Annotated in this window: 15 protein-coding genes and 1 pseudogene; 2 read left to right on the top strand and 14 right to left on the bottom strand. The window is 62.6% G+C overall.

The genetic code is table 11. The features are described from left to right. Nucleotides 1-7: 7 nt before the first annotated feature. The 10 genes and pseudogenes from pyc to NKI52_RS02020 form a co-directional block, all read right to left on the bottom strand. Entirely contained in the window at nt 8-3,466 is a 3,459-nt protein-coding gene (gene pyc / locus NKI52_RS01975) for a pyruvate carboxylase (RefSeq protein WP_352696883.1), read from the bottom strand. Nucleotides 3,467-3,697: 231 nt separating this feature from the next. After that, nucleotides 3,698-4,828: a branched-chain amino acid ABC transporter substrate-binding protein gene (locus NKI52_RS01980; protein WP_023678047.1), complete on the bottom strand. Its 1,131-nt coding sequence runs from the start codon at nt 4,826-4,828 to the stop codon at nt 3,698-3,700. A gap of 138 nt (nt 4,829-4,966) precedes the next feature. Next, nucleotides 4,967-5,314 carry a DUF6867 family protein gene (locus NKI52_RS01985; RefSeq protein ID WP_023678048.1) on the bottom strand — a complete coding sequence of 116 codons (348 nt, stop codon included), beginning with the start codon at nt 5,312-5,314 and terminating at the stop codon, nt 4,967-4,969. A gap of 19 nt (nt 5,315-5,333) precedes the next feature. Next, the gene (locus NKI52_RS01990) at nt 5,334-6,062 is read right to left on the bottom strand and encodes an ABC transporter ATP-binding protein (protein ID WP_352455032.1); all 729 of its coding nucleotides are present in this window, start codon (nt 6,060-6,062) and stop codon (nt 5,334-5,336) included. Nucleotides 6,063-6,070: 8 nt separating this feature from the next. Continuing rightward, nucleotides 6,071-7,231: pseudogene (locus NKI52_RS01995) on the bottom strand (ABC transporter ATP-binding protein); the annotation flags it as partial. Then, nucleotides 7,231-8,859: a high-affinity branched-chain amino acid ABC transporter permease LivM gene (gene livM, locus NKI52_RS02000; RefSeq protein WP_352574662.1), complete on the bottom strand. Its 1,629-nt coding sequence runs from the start codon at nt 8,857-8,859 to the stop codon at nt 7,231-7,233. The gene livM and the pseudogene NKI52_RS01995, both read right to left, overlap by 1 nt. 4 nt (nt 8,860-8,863) lie before the next feature. Beyond that, entirely contained in the window at nt 8,864-9,766 is a 903-nt protein-coding gene (locus NKI52_RS02005) for a branched-chain amino acid ABC transporter permease (protein WP_023678052.1), read from the bottom strand. 333 nt (nt 9,767-10,099) lie between these two features. Continuing rightward, entirely contained in the window at nt 10,100-11,101 is a 1,002-nt protein-coding gene (locus tag NKI52_RS02010) for a 4-hydroxyproline epimerase (protein WP_352634258.1), read from the bottom strand. 28 nt (nt 11,102-11,129) lie between these two features. After that, entirely contained in the window at nt 11,130-12,380 is a 1,251-nt protein-coding gene (locus NKI52_RS02015; protein WP_352574659.1) for an NAD(P)/FAD-dependent oxidoreductase, read from the bottom strand. A gap of 48 nt (nt 12,381-12,428) precedes the next feature. Next, nucleotides 12,429-13,322 carry a dihydrodipicolinate synthase family protein gene (locus NKI52_RS02020; RefSeq protein ID WP_352569559.1) on the bottom strand — a complete coding sequence of 298 codons (894 nt, stop codon included), beginning with the start codon at nt 13,320-13,322 and terminating at the stop codon, nt 12,429-12,431. Between the two features lie 166 nt (nt 13,323-13,488). Between NKI52_RS02020 and NKI52_RS02025 the strand changes: the two genes are divergently transcribed. Then, nucleotides 13,489-14,079, top strand: a complete 591-nt coding sequence (locus tag NKI52_RS02025) for a GntR family transcriptional regulator (protein WP_502894516.1) — start codon at nt 13,489-13,491, stop codon at nt 14,077-14,079. A gap of 13 nt (nt 14,080-14,092) precedes the next feature. On the opposite strand, the gene NKI52_RS02030 is transcribed toward NKI52_RS02025, so the two are convergent. From NKI52_RS02030 to NKI52_RS02040, 3 genes are all read right to left on the bottom strand, one after another. Next, on the bottom strand, nt 14,093-14,407 hold the full coding sequence (locus NKI52_RS02030; protein ID WP_352569558.1) for a hypothetical protein: 315 nt from the start codon (nt 14,405-14,407) through the stop codon (nt 14,093-14,095). 303 nt (nt 14,408-14,710) lie between these two features. Next, entirely contained in the window at nt 14,711-15,007 is a 297-nt protein-coding gene (locus tag NKI52_RS02035; RefSeq protein WP_352696886.1) for a hypothetical protein, read from the bottom strand. A gap of 190 nt (nt 15,008-15,197) precedes the next feature. Continuing rightward, entirely contained in the window at nt 15,198-16,694 is a 1,497-nt protein-coding gene (locus NKI52_RS02040) for a CoA-acylating methylmalonate-semialdehyde dehydrogenase (protein ID WP_023678059.1), read from the bottom strand. A 378-nt stretch (nt 16,695-17,072) separates the two neighbouring features. On the opposite strand from NKI52_RS02040, the gene NKI52_RS02045 reads away from it, so the two are divergent. Next, nucleotides 17,073-17,954 (top strand): LysR family transcriptional regulator, encoded by an 882-nt coding sequence (locus NKI52_RS02045; protein WP_023678060.1) that lies wholly within the window; start codon nt 17,073-17,075, stop codon nt 17,952-17,954. Between the two features lie 37 nt (nt 17,955-17,991). Here the strand turns inward: NKI52_RS02045 and NKI52_RS02050 are convergent, their stop codons facing one another. Continuing rightward, on the bottom strand, nt 17,992-19,248 hold the full coding sequence (locus NKI52_RS02050; protein ID WP_502896693.1) for a D-amino acid dehydrogenase: 1,257 nt from the start codon (nt 19,246-19,248) through the stop codon (nt 17,992-17,994). Nucleotides 19,249-19,306 lie beyond the last annotated feature (58 nt).

The following is a 19,306-nucleotide window of genomic DNA, read 5'->3' on the forward strand; positions in this document are numbered from 1 at the left end:
GGCCTATTCACCCGAACGCGATCAGCAGATCCTTGGCATCGATCTGGTCGCCGGCCTTGACCAGCACCTCGGCTATGGTGCCGTCGCGTTCGGCATGCAACGCCGTTTCCATCTTCATCGCTTCGATCGACAGCAGCACGTCGCCGGCCTTCACCGCCTGGCCGGCAGCGACCGCAAGCGCCGAGACGACGCCAGGCATCGGCGCGCCGACATGCGCCTCATTGCCCGGCTCCGCCTTGCGCCGTGCCTTGGCAGCGGACGCGCCATGCGCCCGGTCCGGCACCTTCACCCGGCGCGGCTGCCCGTTGAGCTCGAAGAACACGGTGACCATGCCCTTTTCGTCGACATCGCCCATGGCAAGGCAGCGCACCACCAGCGTCTTGCCTTTTTCGATGTCGACGAAAATCTCGTCTTCCGGCTTCATGCCGTAGAAATAGGTCGGCGTCGGCAGCACGCTGACCGGCCCGTAGGTCTCCTGCGCGGCGGCAAAATCGGAAAACACCTTCGGATACATCAGCCACGACGCGAACTCGAACTCGCTGAGCTTGCGCTCGAGCTTTTCCTCGACCTCCGCGCGACTGGCCTTGAGGTCCGCCGGTTTGAGCAGCGAACCCGGCCGCACCGTGATCGGCTTTTCGCCCTTCAGCACCTTCTTCTGCAATGGCTTTGGCCAGCCGCCCGGCGACTGGCCGAGATCGCCGCGCAACATCGACACCACCGAATCCGGGAAGGCGATGTCCCTCGCCGGATTCTCGACGTCGGCGACGGTCAGGTCCTGGCTCACCATCATCAGCGCCATGTCGCCGACGACCTTGGACGACGGCGTCACCTTGACGATGTCGCCGAACATCAGATTGACGTCCTGATAGGTCTGCGCCACTTCGTGCCAGCGTGTCTCCAGCCCGAGCGAGCGCGCCTGTTCCTTGAGGTTGGTGAACTGACCGCCCGGCATTTCATGCAGATAGACCTCCGATGCCGGCCCCTTCAGGTCGCTTTCGAAGGCTGAATACTGGTTGCGCACCGCCTCCCAGTAGAACGAGATGTTCCTGATCCACTGCGGGTCGAGGCCCGGATCGCGCTCGGTGCCCTTCAGCGCCTCCACGATCGAACCGAGGCACGGCTGCGAGGTGTTGCCGGATAGCGAATCCATCGCCGCGTCGATGGCGTCGACGCCGCTCTCCACCGCCGCCAGCACGGTTGCCGCCGACAGGCCGGATGTGTCGTGGGTGTGGAAGTGGATCGGCAGGTCCGTCGCCTCGCGCAGTGCCTTGAACAGCACGCGGGCAGCGCTCGGCTTTAGAAGCCCAGCCATGTCCTTGACGGCGATGATATGGGCGCCGGCCGCCTGCAATTCCCTGGCCAGGCCGACATAGTATTTCAGATCGTATTTGGCCCGCGCCGGATCGAGTATGTCGCCGGTATAACAGATCGCCGCTTCGATCAGTCTGCCCTCGGCGCCGACCGCATCCATGGCCACGCGCATGTTCTCGACCCAGTTCAGGCAGTCGAAGACCCGGAACAGGTCGATGCCGCCGGCAGCGGCCTGGCGAACGAAATGCTGGACGACATTGTCGGGATAGTTGGTATAGCCAACGCCGTTGGCACCGCGCAGGAGCATCTGCAGCAGAAGGTTGGGTGCTGCCTCGCGCACCAGTGACAGCCGCTCCCATGGGTCTTCGGTGAGAAAGCGCATGGCGACGTCGAATGTGGCGCCGCCCCAGCATTCGAGCGACAAAAGCTGCGGCAGAGCACGCGCATAGGTGCCTGCAATTCCGGCGATGTCATAGGTGCGCATACGCGTCGCGAGCAAGGATTGATGCCCGTCGCGCATTGTCGTGTCGGTGACCAGCACCTCTTTTTGTTCGCGCATCCACGCGGCGAATTTCTCCGGCCCGAGCACGTCGAGCTTCTGCTTGCTGCCTTGAGGCACATTGCCGTTGAGATATGGCACCACCGGTGGCGCCGCATCGACCTTTGGCTGCGGCCGGCCGCGCGTCTCGGGATGACCATTGACCGAAACGTCGGCAAGGTAGTTGAGCAGCTTGGTCGCGCGGTCCTGCCGCTTCACACTGGCGAACAGTTCCGGCGTCGTGTCGATGAACTTGGTGGTGTAGGAATTGTCGGCGAAGCTCGGGTGATTGATGATCGCCTCGAGGAACGTGAGGTTGGTCGCCACGCCGCGGATGCGGAATTCGCGCAGCGCCCGGTTCATGCGGGCGATGGTCTCGGCCGGCGTCGGCGCCCACGCCGTTACCTTTTCCAGCAGCGGATCGTAGAAGCGGGTGATGACCGCGCCCGAATAGGCGGTGCCGCCATCAAGGCGGATACCGAAGCCGGTGGCACCGCGATAGGCGGTGATGCGGCCATAGTCGGGGATGAAATTATGCTCGGGATCTTCCGTGGTGATGCGGCACTGCAGCGCGTGACCGTTGAGCCTGATGTCCTTCTGCGCCGGAACGCCCGATTCCGCCGTGCCGATGGCAAAGCCATCGAGGATATGGATCTGCGCCTTGACGATGTCGATGCCGGTCACCTGTTCGGTGACGGTGTGCTCGACCTGGATACGCGGATTGACCTCGATGAAGTAGAATTTTCCGGTGTCGGCATCCTGCAAGAACTCGACCGTGCCGGCGCCGATATAGCTGGTTTCGCGCGCGATCCTCAGCGCGTAGCCGCAAAGCTCCTCGCGCTGTGACATTTCGAGGTAGGGCGCCGGCGCCCGCTCGACCACTTTCTGGTTGCGACGCTGGATCGAACAATCGCGCTCGAACAGGTGCACGGCGTTGCCATGTGTGTCGCCCAGCACCTGCACCTCGACATGGCGCGCGCGCTCGATCAGCTTTTCGAGATAGACCTCGTCCTTGCCGAAAGCGGCCTTCGCCTCACGCTTGCCTTCCATCACCTCGCGGGCGAGATCGGCCTCGGACCGGATGGCGCGCATGCCCCGGCCGCCGCCGCCCCAGGACGCCTTGAGCATCACCGGGTAGCCGATCGTCTTGGCGAGTTCCTTTACCGCCGCCATGTCGTCCGGCAAGGGATCGGTAGCGGGAATTACCGGCACACCGACTTCGATTGCGAGATTGCGGGCGGCGACCTTGTTGCCCAGCCTGCGCATCGTATCCGGCTTTGGCCCGATGAAGATGATGCCGGCCTTGGCGCAGGCTTCGGCGAATTCCGGGCTTTCCGACAGCAGGCCGTACCCTGGATGGATGGCATCGGCGCCCGATAGCCTGGCGACGCGGATAACCTCCTCGATCGACAGATAGCTTTCGATCGGCCCCATATCCCTGGCCAAATGCGGCCCGCGCCCGACCTGGTAGCTTTCGTCGGCCTTGAAGCGATGCAGGGAGTATTTGTCCTCCTCTGCCCAGATCGCCACGGTTTTGAGGCCGAGCTCGTTTGCCGCGCGGAAGACGCGGATGGCTATTTCGGAGCGGTTGGCGACAAGGATCTTCGAGATTGCCAAGGACAGGGCTCCGGACGCGGGGAAGGGAACTGCCGGATATGATTAGCGCGAAAATGCTGCAGTGCAAACAAAATCGAAAAGAGGATTAAACCGATTTAATTTGATCTATCGCGCTGACACATTGCGTGTCGATCCGAAGAACGCCTGGGCAGTTCCGATCCAGGCTTTCGGGAACTCTCATAAAAAATGCCCGGCGCGAGGCGCCGGGCATTCTCATGTAGCAACGTCCGGTTATTTGCCGGGTGCGTTCTCGACATAGGTGTACTTGCCGTCGTCACCCTTCTTCCAGGTGTACATGACGTAGTCAGGACGGGTGATATCGCCCTTCGCGTCGTAGCCGATCTCGCCGATCGCGGTCTTCCAGGGGCCGGCCGACTTGATGGTCTCGGCTACCTTCTGAGCGTCATCGGCTGAACCGGTCTTGGTGATGGCGGCCGCGATGATTTCCATCGCTGCGTAGGAATAGAGGGTATAGGCCTCGGGCTCGAAGCCGGCCGCACGGAACTTCTCGACGAGTTCCTTGGCGTTCGGATTCTTGCGCGGATCCGGAGCGAACGTCATCAGCGTGCCCTCGACGGCGTCGCCGGCGATGGAGGCCAATTCGTTCGACACGATGCCGTCGCCGGACATGAAGGTTGCCTTGAGGCCCTGGTCAGCGAGCTGGCGAATGATCAGGCCGGCTTCGGTGTGCAGGCCGCCATAGTATACGACCGAGACGCCCGCGTCCTTCATCTTGGCGATGAGGGCCGAGAAATCCTTGTCGCCGACATTGATGCCTTCATACATGGCCTCAGTCACGCCGTTGGCTGCGAGCGCCTTCTTGGTTTCGTCGGCGAGGCCCTGGCCATAAGGCGTCTTGTCATGGATGACAGCGATCTTGGCATCCTTGAAGTTCGCGGCGAGATAGTCGCCAGCGACCTTGCCCTGCTGATCGTCGCGTCCGCAGGTGCGGAAGGTGTTCCACATGCCACGTTCCGTCAACTTCGGATTGGTCGCGGCCGGCGTGATCTCAAGGATGCCGTTCTCGGCGTAGACTTCCGACGCCGGGATCGAGACGCCGGAGTTGAAGTGGCCATCGACATACTTGACGCCGTCGGCGACGAACTTGTTGGCGACCGAGATGCCTTGCTTGGGATCGGAGACGTCGTCGCCGACTTCAAGCTTGAGCTGCTGGCCAAGAACGCCGCCGGCCGCATTGATATCGGCGACTGCCTGTTCGGCACCCTTCTGAAGCTGGGCGCCGAACGCTGCGTTCGGACCGGTGATCGGACCGGCAACGCCGATCAGGATGTCAGCCCACGCGTTGCCGCTGAACGCGACAAGCGCGGTCAGGGCGACGGCGGACAAAAGTGACTTTTTCATTGAAACGCTCCCATTTACCGAGTGGGCGTGGATGTTGCTTTCATGCGATGCCCACTCTTGCTCGCAGAAAGAGTACTTTGCCGATTTTCAGGCACTTGTCACGCCGATTCATCCCTGAAACGCCGTTAATGATAAATGTCAACCTTTTGGTTTCCAGCTCAAAAGAGAGGCTCTTTCGTAAAGCCAATTATACTGCGTTACCATCTGGTTGGTGCGCGTGTATTGGTAGCCGATGAAGCCCAAGATCATCAGCACAATGGTATCGACGATGTAGTAATGCAGCGAGAACATCGTTCCGCCGAACAGCGCGTGATGAATGAACCTTATGCCGATGCCGAGCCCCAGCATGAAGGCGAACAACTGGGCGAAGCTGCGCCACGTCTGCGCACACGCCTTGCCCGTCATCCACGCCGCCCAGCCGCCGAGCAGGCAGGTGACGAAGAAGAACTGCCAGATCGAGGGTTCCTCATAGAGAATGCCCTGCATGATTGATGCCTCCTGAAACTCAGTGATGGCCGCCTTCGAGATAGGCGGCGCGCACTTCCGGATTGGCGAGCAACTCCTTGCCGGTGCCGCTCATCGTCACATTGCCGTTGACCATGACATAGCCGCGCGTGGCGAGTTTCAGCGCGCCGAAGGCGTTCTGCTCGACCAGGAACACGGTCAGGCCTTGAGTCCGGTTCAGCTCGCGGATTGCGTCGAATATCTGCTTGACGATCAGCGGCGCCAGGCCGAGCGACGGCTCGTCGAGCAAAAGCAGCTTCGGCCGTGCCATCAGCGCGCGCCCGATCGACAGCATCTGCTGCTCGCCGCCGGACAGCGTGCCGCCACGCTGGGCAATGCGTTCCTTCAGGCGTGGAAACAGCGTGAACACCTTCTCGACGTCCTCGTCATAATGCTCAAGGTTGTCGAGGCTGGCGCCCATTTGCAGGTTTTCCATCACCGTCATGCGCGGGAAAATGCGGCGCCCTTCCGGCGACTGGGCGATGCGCATGCGCGCGATCTCGTGGGTCGGCAGTTGGGTGATGTCGGTACCGGCGAATGTGATGGTACCCGCGCGGGCGCGGGGAGCACCGAAGATGGTCATCATCAGCGTCGACTTGCCGGCGCCGTTGGCACCGATCAGCGCTACGATCTCACCTTGCCTGACGGTGACGTCGACACCGTTCAGCGCCCTGATGTTGCCGTAGTAGGTCTGAACGCCCTTGATATCGAGCAGCGTTGTGCCGGCCATCACTTGCGCCCTCCGCGCCGATTGGAGACGCGCGGCGTCTTCGGCTTCACCGGAGCCTTGGTGGCCGGCTTTGCTGCAGAGGATTTCGCGGCAGAAGATTTCGCCGTCGGTTTGGCTTTGGCCTGCGCTGCCGCCTTGCTTGCTGCGGCACTCGACCTCGCATCGAACTGCCCGGCTTTCGAGGCACCTTTCGACACGGTGACGCGCTCGCCCTCGCTGTGGCCGACCGTGTCGGCAACCGGTCCGGCGAGATAGGAAGACGATGTGCCTGGGCCGTGGGCGGCATCCGGGCCCGTATCCAATTGCTCGATGACATCTTCGTCGCCGACTTCGGTGAGCACCGTCTCGACCTCCTCGTCGTCGACGCCAAGATAGGCGGCGATGACGCGCGGGTCGGTTCGCACCGATTGCGGGTTGCCGTCCGAGATTTTGCGCCCGTATTCGAGCACCACGACGTGATCGGAAATCTGCATCACCACCGCCATGTCGTGCTCGATCAAAAGGATCGACGTGCCGGTGTTGTCCTTGATGTCCATCAGCAGCGCATTGAGCCCCGCCGATTCTTTCGGATTGAGACCAGCGGCCGGCTCGTCGAGGCACAGAAGCTCAGGCCCGGTGCACATGGCGCGAGCGATTTCGAGCCGCCGCTGCGCGCCATAGGGCAGATCGCCGGCCGGATCGTCGGCGCGGTCGACAAGATCGGCCTTCTCCAGCCAGTGCTCGGCCAGTTCAACCGATTCCGCCGAGGCCTGTCTGTAGCCGCTAAAGCCGAACAGGCCGAGAATGGTGTAACCGGAGGCCTTCATCAGCTTGTTGTGCTGGGCGACGAGAAGGTTCTCCAGCAGCGTCATGCCCGAGAACAGGCGGATGTTCTGAAAGGTGCGCGCCACCTTGGCGCGCGCCGGGATCTCATGGTTGGGCAAGCGTTCGAGCAGGAACGTCGAGCCGTCGCGCCGGTTGAGCGTGATCATGCCTTCCGACGGTTTGTAGAAACCGGTGATGCAATTGAACACGGTGGTCTTGCCGGCGCCGTTCGGACCGATCAGCGCGGTGATCTCGCCGCGCTTGGCCTGGAAGGAAAGGTCGCCGATGGCGACGAGACCGCCGAACTTCATCGACAGATGCTCGACCTGCAGGATGGCATTGTTCATGGAGGGGCTCGCGTTCATCAGCCGTGTCCCTCCTTGGTGAAGGACCCGGACACCGCCCTGCGCACCTTGAGGAAAGCTGTCGGCTCGCGGCTGCCGACGAAGCCGCGCGGCTTCCACAGCATGACGATGACCATCGCCATGCCGAACAGCAGCATGCGATACAGTTCCGGCGTGAAGCCGGACCCGAAACCGGGTATGACCGTAGTGTTGCCCCACCTGAGGCCGGTCTTGAGGAAATCCAGTTCGCGCAGGACTTCGGTGCCGCCGATCATCACCATGGCGGCGACGGCAATGCCGACCAGCGAGCCCATGCCGCCAAGCACGACGATGGCGAGGATGATCGCCGATTCCAGGAAGACGAAGGATTCCGGGCTGACGAAGCCTTGCCGCGCGGCAAAGAACGAGCCGGCGAAGCCGCCGAACATCGCGCCCGTGGCAAAGGCGGTGAGCTTGGTGGTGGTGGTGTTGATGCCGAGCGAACGGCAGGCGATCTCGTCCTCGCGCAGCGCTTCCCAGGCACGGCCGACCGGCATCCGCCTGAGCCTCACGGTGACGAAGGCCGTCAGCAGGCAGAGCCCGAGGATCAAATAGTAGAGGAATATCTTGTAGTAGGCACCCGATTGGGCGATGCCGAGCACCTTCGAGATGTAGTTCGGATCGGAGACGTTGAACGACATCAGGCCGAAGAAAGAGACCTTCGGGATGCCGGAAATCCCGGCCGAGCCGTTGGTCACCTCGCGCCAGTTGATGATCACCAGCCTTATGATTTCGCCGAAGGCGAGCGTCACGATCGCCAGATAGTCACCGCGCAAGCGCAGCACCGGGAAGCCTAGCATCACCCCCCAAAACGCAGCCATTAGGCCGGCGGCGGGCAGCAGGATCCAGAAGGAGAGGCCAAAATGCGTGCCGAGCAGCGCATAGGCGTAGGCACCGACGGCGTAGAAGGCGACATAGCCGAGATCGAGCAGGCCGGCCAAGCCGATAACGATATTCAGCCCCCAGGCCAGCATCACGTAGATCAGGATCTGGATGCCGTAATTGTCGACATATTTCAGCGAGCCCTGGAAACCGGCGGCCATCGACCCGGCATATAGCGCTAGCACCAACACCACCACGATCGGGTAGAGCGCCAGTGCGGTTATGCCCAATGCCGAGAAATGAGCATGAATGAAGGCCCGGAAATGATAAATCAGCCAGGCCAGCGCATAGATGATTGCAAGCGCCCGCACGAACCGCACGAAATCGGAAAGTTCCGGCCCTAAGGCCTCGGTCAGAAAGCCGCTGAGCGCGAGCAGAATAACGGCGACGGCGAGCGCCACGATGAACGCGGGAAAGCGGAAGAATCGCGAAGCCAGGCTGACCGGCAGCAGGCCGGTGGCGACGTCGACGATCTTCTGGTTCGCCAGGAAGGGTTGGCCATAGGCGACGTAAAGGAAGCGTCCGGCCATGGTGGCGATCACGACGCCGGCGAGCAAGCCCCAGCGCTGCACCAGGATCAGTTCGTTGGAGATGTTCTGGTCGGTCTTCAGGCCGATGAACAGCACGAACAAGCCAAGCGAGATGGCGCCGGCATAGAGCGCTTCGCGAAAAGCGCGCTGGACCGGGGTGGCGACGACGGTGCTTTCCGGAGACACGGTAACCGCCATGATCTCAGACCTTTTCGACTTCTGGCCGGCCGAGAATGCCGGAAGGCAGGAAGATCAGCACGATCGCCAGGATGGAGAAGGCGGCGACGTCCTTGTAGTCGATCGAGAAATAAGCCGACCACATGCTTTCGATGAAGCCAATCATCAGCCCGCCGAGCACGGCGCCGGGCAGTGAGCCGATGCCGCCGAGCACCGCGGCAGTAAACGCCTTCACACCGGGCGTAAAGCCGTCGGAAAACACCACAACGCCGTAATACATCAGGAACAACGTGCCGGCGACGGCGGCAAGGGCGGCGCCCATGATGAAGGTGATCGAGATGGTGCGATCGACGTCGATGCCAAGCAGTGCGGCCATCTTGCGATCCTGCTCGCAGGCGCGCTGCGCCCGGCCGAGCGAGGTCTTGTTGACCAGGTACCAGAACAGCGCCAGCAGGACTATGGTGACCAGGACGATGATGATCTGCTTCAGCGAGACGCTGATGCCTTCGATGTTGTAGACCTTGGACACCATTGGCGGGACCGGCTTGTTGCGCGGCCCTTGGGTCACCTGGACGAAATTGGACAGCGCAATCGACATGCCAATCGCGGTGATCAGTGGCGCCAGCCGGAATGAACCGCGCAAAGGCCGGTAGGCCACCTTCTCGATCGTCCAATTATACAGGCTGGTCAGCAGCATCGCGACGATCATCATGATCAGCAGCGCAACGACGATCGGCAGCGAATAGAACAACGCACCGAGGATAAGGAAAACGATGAGCGCGGTGAAAGCGCCGATCATGAAAATGTCGCCATGGGCGAAATTGATCATGCCGATGATGCCGTAGACCATCGTATAGCCGATCGCGATCAGCCCATAGATCGATCCCAGCGTCAGCCCATTGATAAGCTGCTGGACAAAATACTGCATGCTGTCGTGGCTCCCCTGGAATGTCGCCCATGCAGACGCATTCCTTTTCGTATTTCCCCTAGTCGTAAAGTTTCGAGCCCGGATTGCAACGTGATTTTTCGATCATTATGCGTGTTTTCGCCGCACGCCGTTCGATTGCCCGTTTTGTTCCCGTCCGCCCCCTGGACCATCGCGGACCCTACCATTGGCCTAACGCAATGTCTTTGACGATTCAATCGCAGCATGCGCTCCATTTCGAAGAAATCGCCGTCAAAATAAGTTGATGAGCGGGATCGTTGCGCCGTTGACGTCAATCCGCTTGCGCTCTCTCTTTCCCTTGCGTCAGTGTTTTTTCTATTTGACGACGAAGCCGTGCGCGAACGGGTCGCGGTCGTAGATGAAGATCGTGTTCAATCCGGTCATTCGTGCCCAGCCGCCGATCGACGGAATGATTGCCGGCTTGCCGGCGACGGTGACCTCTTCCTCGACCCTGCCCTTGAACAGCGAACCAATGATCGATTCGTGGACGAAGTCGTCGCCAACCCCAAGCTTGCCCTTGGCGTGAAGCTGCGCCATACGCGCCGAGGTGCCGGTGCCGCAGGGCGACCGGTCGATTGCCTTGTCGCCGTAGAAGACGGCGTTGCGGGCATCGGCTTGCGGGTTGGTCGGCGCGCCGGTCCACAATATGTGCGACAGCGTATTGATGCCGGGATTCTCCGGATGCACGAAGGTATATTTTTCGTTGAGCCGCTGCCGCACCACCGGGCTCCAGGCGATCAGTTCGCCGGCCGAATGGTCGGCCATGTCGCGATAGGTCTTTTGCGGTTCGACGATGGCGTAGAAATTGCCGCCATAGGCGACATCGACGCTGATCTCGCCGAGCCCGGGGCATTCGACGGTCAGTGCCTCGGCATAGAGGAAGGAAGGCACATTGGTGATGCGCACCTCCTCGACATAGTCGCCGACTTGGCTGTACTCCGCTACGACCACGCCCGCCGGCGTATCCAGCCTGAGCACGCCCGGTGTCTTCGGCTTGATCAGCCCATGCTCGACGGCAAAAGTTACCGTGCCGATGGTGCCGTGGCCGCACATCGGCAAGCAGCCGGAGGTTTCGATGAACAGGATGGCGATGTCGCAATCTTCACGCGTCGGCGGATAGAGGATCGAGCCGGACATCACGTCATGGCCGCGCGGCTCGAACATCAGCCCGGTGCGGATCCAGTCATATTCGGCCAGGAAATGCGCTCGCCGCTCCATCATCGTTGAGCCCTTGAGCAAAGGCCCACCGCCGGCGACCAGCCGCACCGGATTGCCGCAGGTGTGGCCGTCTATGCAGAAGAAGGAATTCTTGGCCATGCCGGCTCCCAACTGAATGTCTTCGAACTCAAAACCGTTGCGGGCTGAACGGGCCGAGATCGAGCGATGGATTCTGCCCGAGAACGAGCTCGCGGATCAAGCGCCCGGTCGCCGCAGCCTGGGTCAGGCCGAGGTGACCGTGGCCGAAACCATACACCACCGACGGCGTTTGTTGCGACCGCCCGATCACCGGCAGCGAATCCGGCAGCGACGGCCGGAACCCCATCCATTCGCGTCCATTGGCCGGATCCAGTCCCGGCAGGAATTTCTGCGCCTTTTCGAGCAGCGCTTTCGAGCGCGCATAATTGGGCGGCCTCTCAAGGCCGCCGAGTTCGACCGCGCCGCCGACGCGCAGGCCCGTCTCGAGCGGCGTGATGACGAAGCCATGCCCGGAGAAGATCAATTGCCGCTTTACGTCGAAGGCAGTCTTCGGCAACGTCGTGTTGTAGCCACGCTCGGTCTCCAGCGGAATTCCGTCGCCGAGATGTCTCGCCAGCAGATGCGACCAGGCCCCGGCAGCGATGACGACGTGCTTCGCCCGTCGCCGCGTGCCGTCGGCCGTGGTCAAGATCGCGCCGTCCTGTCCCGCCTTGACACGCTCGATCCGGGCCCTTTCGAACCCGGCGCCCAACCTCTCGGCATAGGCCCACAAGGCCTTTCCAAGCAGCTTGGGATCGGCAACGGTTTTCCACCCCGGCACGAACGTTCCCTTGACGAAGCGCGGCGACAGACCGGGCTGCAGGGCTGTGAGAGCGCTCCCCTCGACATGGCTGAAGCCGATGCCGAAGCGCTGCCTTGCCGCCCAGCCGGTCAGCGAGGCCTTGAACTCGGCCTCGCTGTCGTAGAGTTCGAGCGAGCCGTCCTCATGCAGCATCGGCCGTGTGCCGGAACGGTCGAGCAAGCCCATCCATTCCGCCTCGGCGAGCTTCATCATCCCGGCCTGCGCGGCAAGGCCGGCTTCGTAGCGGTCGCTTCGGCCGGCGCGCCAGAAGCGGACCAGCCAGGGCAGCAGCTTCGGCAGATACGCGGGTGGGATGCTGAGCGGGCCGAGCGGGTCGGCGAGCCATTTCGGCAACTGCTTGATCATGCCCTTGTGGGCGAGCGGCAGCACATCGGAGAAGGCAAAGGCAGCGGCATTGCCGGAGCTGGTTTCCTCACAGATCCCCGTCCGATCGAAGATCGTGACATTTTGGCCCGCCTCTGCCAGAAAGGCGGCGGCGCAGATGCCGATGATGCCGCCACCAATGATGGCGACATCGAGCGTAGCATTATCATTCATTGCCATGCGCCGCGCTGCACATCTGCAAATGCCTTCAAAGCGACTGGATCAGAATGTCGGCAGCTCTGGCCGCACCGCCAGCGCATCCCTGACGATCTTTTCGACTGCCTTGCGCCGCTCGCCCGACAATGGCTGGCGCGGCATGCGCACGCGGTCGTTGGTGTTGATCGCCAACACTTCGGCGAGCTTGATGTTCTGCACCAGATAAGTCGAGACGTCGAGGTCGAGCAGCGGCCGGAACCAGCGGTAGATCTTCAGCGCCTCCTCGCGACGGCCCTGTCTCATCAGCTGGTAGATGGCGACCGTCTCGCGCGGGAACGCGGTGACCAGGCCCGCCACCCAGCCGATGGCGCCGACCGACAGCGCCTCGAAGGCGAGATTGTCTACGCCGGTGAACAGGTCGTAGCGGTCGCCGAGGCGGTTGATGATCTCGGTCGAGCGGCGGATGTCGTCGGAGGACTCTTTTATGGCGACGAAGCGTTGGTCCTTCGCCAACTCCTCCATCTGGTCGACGGTGACGTCGACGCGGTAGGCAAGCCGGTTGGAGTAGATCATCACCGGCAGGTCGCCGGCCGCGGCGACGGCGCTGAGTGCCGCGACCGTCTCTTCGGCATTGGTATGGTAGATCGGACTCGGCACCACCATCAAACCGTTGGCGCCCGCCTTGGCGGCGCGGCGCGCGATCGCCGCCGCCTCGCGTGTACCGGCCTCGTTGACCGTCAACAGCACCGGTTTCTTGCCGGCGATCTTCTGCGCGTTCTTCAGCACCGCGATCTTCTCGTCGTGCGACAGCATCGGGCCTTCGCCGAGCGACCCGCAGACGATGATGCCGTCACAGCCGGCCTCCATCTGCAGCGCAAAGCAGCGCTCCATCTCGGCATGGTCGAGGCCGTCGTCCTCGGTGAATTTGGTCGTAACGGCGGGGAAGACTCCGGCCCACATGTCGATCGCTCCATCTGATATATCAGTCGTATATTTCTTAAGAAGCCGGCTGTCAACATTGAATCTGATATGATATATCAACAATATATCAGGAGATGTCGCATTGGTATATGACAGACCGGGCTCCGAGCCGGCGACCGCGAAGGCCTACCGCAGGCTCGAGCACATGATCGTAACTCTCGAACTGGCGCCGGCGAGCTTCATCACCGAGGGGGCGCTGATCGACAGGCTCGGCCTCGGCCGCACCCCGGTGCGCGAAGCGATCCAGCGGCTGGCCTGGGAGGGGCTGCTCGAGGTCCGGCCGCGTGCCGGCATTGCCATTGCCCCGCTTCACCCTGGCGACTGGCTGCGTGTCCTCGACGCCCGCCGTGGCATCGAGGTGGTGCTTGCCCGCTCGGCCGCCCGCTTCGTCACCCGCGAGGCCGCCGACCTGTTCCATGACGCTGCCCTTGCCATGCAAAAGGCGGTGATTTCAGAAAATGTGTTTTACTTCATCCAGGCCGACAAGGCGCTTGATGAGGCGCTGGCGCTGGCTGCCGACAACCCGTTCGCCGCGCGCCTGGCGGCGCCCTTGCAAACCCACAGCCGCCGCTTCTGGTTTCGCTACAAGGCCGATACCGGCTTGGCCGAATCAGCCGAGCACCATGTCGCGCTGATCCGCTCGATCCTCGCCGGCGACGAAGAGGCCGCGGCCAAGGACGCCAAGCGGCTGATGGCGCTTTTGCGCGGCCATGCCGAGGCGGCTGCTACGCGCTGAGCCTGCCATTTCGTCATGCGCCCTGGCCGGGCAGGGCCATCACGTTTTCCCAATTGTCGCCGGCCGCGACGATGCAGCTTCTGCCAGCGATATCGGTGACGACGATGGTCCAGGTTCCGGTCTCGGCGACAAAGACTTCCATGACCGCCTCATGACCGATCAGCCCCAAAGCAAACTGCCTTTCCTGGAACTTCTCGCTCAAATGGGCGACGATCTCGCCATGTTCAACGCAGTATTGATATTGCGCGCCTGCGGTGTTCGTACCCACCGCCAATGCGCCAGCAAAAACCAGGGTTTTCACCCATCTCAACAGCGATTTGCGTGCCATAGGGCACCTCCTTTGCCATCACGTTCCGGCAAAGGAGGGGTTTGACGGCCTCATTTTGCCGGAGCGATCCAGGCCGGTTCCGACGTCATCATCATCGCGTCGTTCCTTTCTGTGTTCCGGTCTGCCATTGGTGGGAACGATTCCAGATGTTCCCATTATGTTCTCGATATATGGTATCGGCAATGGAAAAGCGCAAGCAGGCGCCCAAGCGGGCGCCTGCAGATCCGTTTTACGGTTGTCGCCGAAAGAATGAGCCACAGGCCGCGCGGCCATACCGAGGCGCGCAGACCCGTGATAAATCGTTCAGATGCCTGGCAGCGCCGCTATCGTCATCGCGCTTTCCCAGCCTTCGCCGACTGAAATCACGCAGCTTTGACCTTTTGTGTCGCTGGCGAGGATGGTCCATGTGCCCTTGTCGGAAACGAAGACTTCAAGCACCACATTCGGATTGACGACGCCGACTGCGCTCGGGTTTTCATGAAACTTCTCGCCGAGCGCCTTGACCATATCGGCGCGAGCCGCGCATTGCTCGGCAGCCATTGCCGGTATCGCGGAAACTGCCACTGCAGCGCAAGCTATTGTCGCCATGAGACGTGCCATCTGACACCTCCTTTGCGCCGGACATATCCCCCGGAGCCGTCACCAGCGCCGTTGGTTGATCTGCCAGCGTCTCCTTCGCGGCAGGACTGCAACCTAAGAAGATTGCTGCCTTCTTGGTTCCATCACATTAACGTTCAAACGAAAAGGCCCGGGTCCGAGCCCAGGCCTCGTTCAGTGTTTGCGATCTGGATCAGTTCATCGTCGGGATGACGAACTCGGCACCGTCCTTCACACCGGACGGCCAGCGCGACGTCACCGTCTTGGTCTTGGTGTAGAAGCGGAACGCGTCCGGCCCGTGCTGGTTGAGGTCGCCGAAGGAGGACGCCTTCCAGCCGCCGAAGGTGTAGTAGGCGATCGGCACCGGGATCGGCACGTTGATGCCGACCATGCCGACCTGAACCCGCGAGGCGAAGTCGCGCGCCGCGTCGCCGTCGCGGGTGAAGATGGCGACGCCATTGCCCATCTCGTGCTCGTTGGCGAGCTTGATGGCGTTCTCGTAGGTCGGTGCGCGAACGACCGAGAGCACCGGCCCGAAGATCTCTTCCTTGTAGATGCGCATGTCGGCGGTCACATTGTCGAACAGGCAGCCGCCCATATAGTAGCCGTTCTCGTAGCCCTGCATGGAAAAGCCGCGGCCGTCGACGACCAGCTTGGCGCCTTCCTTGACGCCGGTGTCGACATAGGACTTGACCCGCTCCAGCGCCTGCGCCGTGACCAGCGGGCCGAAATCGGCGGAAGAATCCGTCGACGGACCGACCTTCAGGCTCTCGACGCGCGGCACCAGTCTTTCCATCAGCCGGTTGGCGGTGTCGTTGCCGACCGGGACGGCCACCGAGATCGCCATGCAGCGCTCGCCGGCCGAGCCGTAGCCGGCGCCGATCAGCGCGTCGACGGTCTGGTCCATGTCGGCATCCGGCATGATGATCATGTGATTCTTGGCGCCGCCGAAGCACTGCACGCGCTTGCCGGCCGCGCAGCCGCGCGAATAGATGTACTGGGCGATCGGTGTCGAGCCTACGAAACCGATGGCCTTGATGTCGGGATCGTCGAGGATGGCGTCGACCACTTCCTTGTCGCCGTTGACGACATTGAGGATGCCCGCCGGCAGACCGGCCTCGATGAACAGTTCGGCAATGCGCATCGGCACGCCCGGATCGCGCTCCGACGGCTTGAGGATGTAGGCATTGCCGCAGGCGATGGCCGGCGCGATCTTCCACAACGGGATCATCGCCGGAAAATTGAACGGCGTGATGCCGGCGACCACGCCGAGCGGCTGGCGCATCGAATAGACGTCGATGCCGGGGCCGGCGCCATCGGTGAACTCGCCCTTCATCATATGCGGCGCACCGATGCAGACCTCGACCACTTCGAGGCCGCGCTGGATGTCGCCCTTGGCGTCGGCGATGGTCTTGCCGTGTTCGCGCGCCAATATCTCGGCCAGCGCGTCATACTCCTTGGCGACCAGCTCGAGGAACCGCATCAGGACGCGTACGCGTCGCTGCGGATTGGTCGCCGCCCAGCCGGGCTGTGCGGCCTTGGCGTTTTCGACCGCCGCGCGCAATTCCGCCTGCGAAGCCAGCGCCACCGTGCCGCGCACCGTGCCGTCCATCGGCTGCATGACGTCCTGCTTGCGGCCGCTGGTTCCGGCGACGCGCTTGCCGCCGATGAAATGACCGTATTCGATCATGGTCTCTCTCCCTGGTTCGTGATGAGGCATTGTCCGCCTTTGCGGGAGCGATGGCAACGCGAGCGAAAACGCAACCGTTGTGCGGAGAATAGATAGCGGTTGACGGCAGAGCATCAATTCTCGCAAATAGGAAGAATGCAGGTCCCCAGCAGCAAGGATTGAGATTGAGTTCCTTCACCGCCCCCCTCTGTCCTGCCGGACATCTCCCCCTCAAGGGGGGAGATTGGCTGTCACGCCCGCCTTCGGAAATCTTCACCGCGGCAAGAAAGACGCCTGCGGCGAAACTGCCAATCTCCCCCCTTGAGGGGGAGATGTCCGGCAGGACAGAGGGGGGCGCGAAGGAACGCGGTTTTGATCGTTATCGCCAGGACCACCCTCATGAACTGGGATGATGCCCGTATCTTCCTTGCCGTAGCGCGGGCCGGCCAGATCCTCGGCGCCGCCAGGCGGCTGGAGCTTAATCACGCGACCGTCTCGCGCCGCATTGCCGCCCTCGAGGATGCGCTCAGGACAAAACTGTTTCGCCGGCTTACCACCGGCAGCGAGCTGACGCCGGCGGGCGAGCGTTTCCTCGAGATTGCCGAACGCATGGAGGGCGACATGATCGCCGCGCGCTCGACCGTTTCAGGCGAAGGCGACGACGTCTCGGGCACCGTGCGCATCGGCGCGCCGGATGGCTTTGGCGTCGCCTTCCTGGCCAGGCGCCTCGGCGCGCTGACCGCTCTGCACCGTGAGCTCACCATCCAGCTGGTGCCGGTGCCACGCTCCTTCTCTTTGTCCCGGCGCGAGGCCGACATTGCCATCACCGTCGAACGGCCGACGGAAGGCCGCCTGGTGGCGGGAAAGCTGGTCGACTACACGCTCGGCCTGTTCGCGTCGCGGGCCTACGCCGACACCCATGGCCTGCCCGGAACCGCCGCCGAGCTAGGCCAGCATACGCTGATCGGCTACGTGCCGGACCTGATCGTCAGTCGCTCGCTCGACTACGCGGCCGAATTCAGCCCCGACTGGCGCACCAGCTTCGCTATTTCCTCCGCGCTCGGCCAGGCCGAAGCAGTGCGTTCCGGCGCCGGCATCGGCATCCTGCACACCTTCGTTGCCCGCTCGATGCCGGAGCTGGTGCCTCTCGATATCGTCGCACCCATACGCCGCGCCTACTGGCTGGTCTATCATGAATCGGTCAGGCCGCTGCGCCGCGTCCAGGTCGTCGCGAGCTTCATTACCAAGGCCGTCGAACGGGACAGGGGTTTGTTTGCGTGAGCCTGCCGGCCGCTGGCTGTCTTAGCTGGTGGGCGTCTTACTTGGCGTATCGTCCGGGCCCGAGATCGCCGACGTCGATGTCCGGCACCCGGCTGGAGATGATGTCGGCCAGAACTTTGGCCGAGCCGCAGGCCATGGTCCAGCCGAGTGTGCCATGGCCGGTGTTGAGATAGAGATTGGAGAAATCGGTGCGGCCGATCAGCGGCGGCCCGTCGGGTGTCATCGGCCGCAGCCCGCACCAGAAGGTCGCCGATCGCATGTCGCCGCTGCCCGGAAACAGGTCGCCGACCGAATGTTCGAGCGTGCGCCGCCGCGATTCGTGCAGCCGCAGGTCGAAGCCGGAAATCTCCGCCGTGCCGCCGACCCGGATACGGTCGCCGAGCCGGGTGATCGCTACTTTGTAGCTCTCGTCCATCACGGTCGAGACCGGTGCGGCGGCGGCGTCCTTGATCGGCAGGGTGATCGAATAGCCCTTGACCGGGTAGACCGGGATGGGCCGCTTCAGCATGCGCATGAACCGTGCCGAATAGCTGCCCATCGCCATCACATAGGCATCAGCGACCATCCAGCCCTTGCTGGTGCTGACGTTGGTGATGCGATCGCGCTTCTTGACGACGCGCCGTATCTCCGTGTCGTATTCGAAGGTGACGCCGCGTACCGCGCAAAGCTTGGCAAGCCTGTCGGTGAACATCTTGCAGTCGCCGGTTTCGTCGCCGGGCAACCGCAGGCCACCGACGAATTTTTCGCGCACGCCGGCCAGCCCAGGCTCGGCCGCAATGCAGCCGTCGGGGTCGAGGACCTCGTAGGGGACGCCATAGGCCTTCAGCACCTCGACATCGCCGCCGACGCCGTCGAGCTGCTTTTGCGTTCGGAAGAGCTGCAGCGTGCCCTTGGCGCGCTCGTCATAGGCGATGCCGGTCGCCTCGCGCAGCGCCTTCAGCGTGTCGCGGCTGTACTCGGCCAGCGGCACCATGCGCGCCTTGTTCAGCGCGTAGCGTTCAGCCGTGCAATTGCGCAGCATCTTGACCAGCCACATCCACATATGCGGATCGAGGGCCGGTCGCACCACCAGTGGACCGTGCTTCATCAAAAGCCATTTGATGGCCTTCAGCGGAACGCCGGGCCCGGCCCAGGGCGAGGCATAGCCGGGCGAGATCTCGCCGGCATTGGCAAAGCTGGTTTCCAGCGCCGGGCCTTTCTGGCGATCGATCACCGTCACCTGATGACCGGCCTCGGCAAGAAAATAGGCGGTGGTGACCCCGATCACGCCGCCGCCCAGCACGAAGATCTTCATCGTTTGGTTCTCCGCGGCGGCATCTCGTCGGGATTCGAGACCGGGATCATCGCCGCCT

It is taken from the genome of Mesorhizobium sp. M0590 (assembly GCF_040320905.1).
In the GTDB taxonomy this organism is placed as follows: Bacteria; Pseudomonadota; Alphaproteobacteria; order Rhizobiales; family Rhizobiaceae; genus Mesorhizobium.

Excerpts from the sequence above, each read along its gene's own strand:
- NKI52_RS02010 (WP_352634258.1), bottom strand. The coding sequence starts at position 11,101 with ATGGCCAAGAATTCCTTCTTCTGCATAGACGGCCACACCTGCGGCAAT.
- NKI52_RS02020 (WP_352569559.1), bottom strand. The coding sequence starts at position 13,322 with ATGTGGGCCGGAGTCTTCCCCGCCGTTACGACCAAATTCACCGAGGAC.
- NKI52_RS02025 (WP_502894516.1), top strand. The coding sequence starts at position 13,489 with ATGATCGTAACTCTCGAACTGGCGCCGGCGAGCTTCATCACCGAGGGG.
- NKI52_RS02045 (WP_023678060.1), top strand. The coding sequence starts at position 17,073 with ATGAACTGGGATGATGCCCGTATCTTCCTTGCCGTAGCGCGGGCCGGC.
- NKI52_RS01985 (WP_023678048.1), bottom strand. The coding sequence starts at position 5,314 with ATGCAGGGCATTCTCTATGAGGAACCCTCGATCTGGCAGTTCTTCTTC.
- NKI52_RS01990 (WP_352455032.1), bottom strand. The coding sequence starts at position 6,062 with ATGGCCGGCACAACGCTGCTCGATATCAAGGGCGTTCAGACCTACTAC.
- NKI52_RS02030 (WP_352569558.1), bottom strand. The coding sequence starts at position 14,407 with ATGGCACGCAAATCGCTGTTGAGATGGGTGAAAACCCTGGTTTTTGCT.
- livM (WP_352574662.1), bottom strand. The coding sequence starts at position 8,859 with ATGGCGGTTACCGTGTCTCCGGAAAGCACCGTCGTCGCCACCCCGGTC.
- NKI52_RS01980 (WP_023678047.1), bottom strand. The coding sequence starts at position 4,828 with ATGAAAAAGTCACTTTTGTCCGCCGTCGCCCTGACCGCGCTTGTCGCG.
- NKI52_RS02015 (WP_352574659.1), bottom strand. The coding sequence starts at position 12,380 with ATGAATGATAATGCTACGCTCGATGTCGCCATCATTGGTGGCGGCATC.
- NKI52_RS02040 (WP_023678059.1), bottom strand. The coding sequence starts at position 16,694 with ATGATCGAATACGGTCATTTCATCGGCGGCAAGCGCGTCGCCGGAACC.
- NKI52_RS02035 (WP_352696886.1), bottom strand. The coding sequence starts at position 15,007 with ATGGCACGTCTCATGGCGACAATAGCTTGCGCTGCAGTGGCAGTTTCC.
- NKI52_RS02005 (WP_023678052.1), bottom strand. The coding sequence starts at position 9,766 with ATGCAGTATTTTGTCCAGCAGCTTATCAATGGGCTGACGCTGGGATCG.
- NKI52_RS02050 (WP_502896693.1), bottom strand. The coding sequence starts at position 19,248 with ATGAAGATCTTCGTGCTGGGCGGCGGCGTGATCGGGGTCACCACCGCC.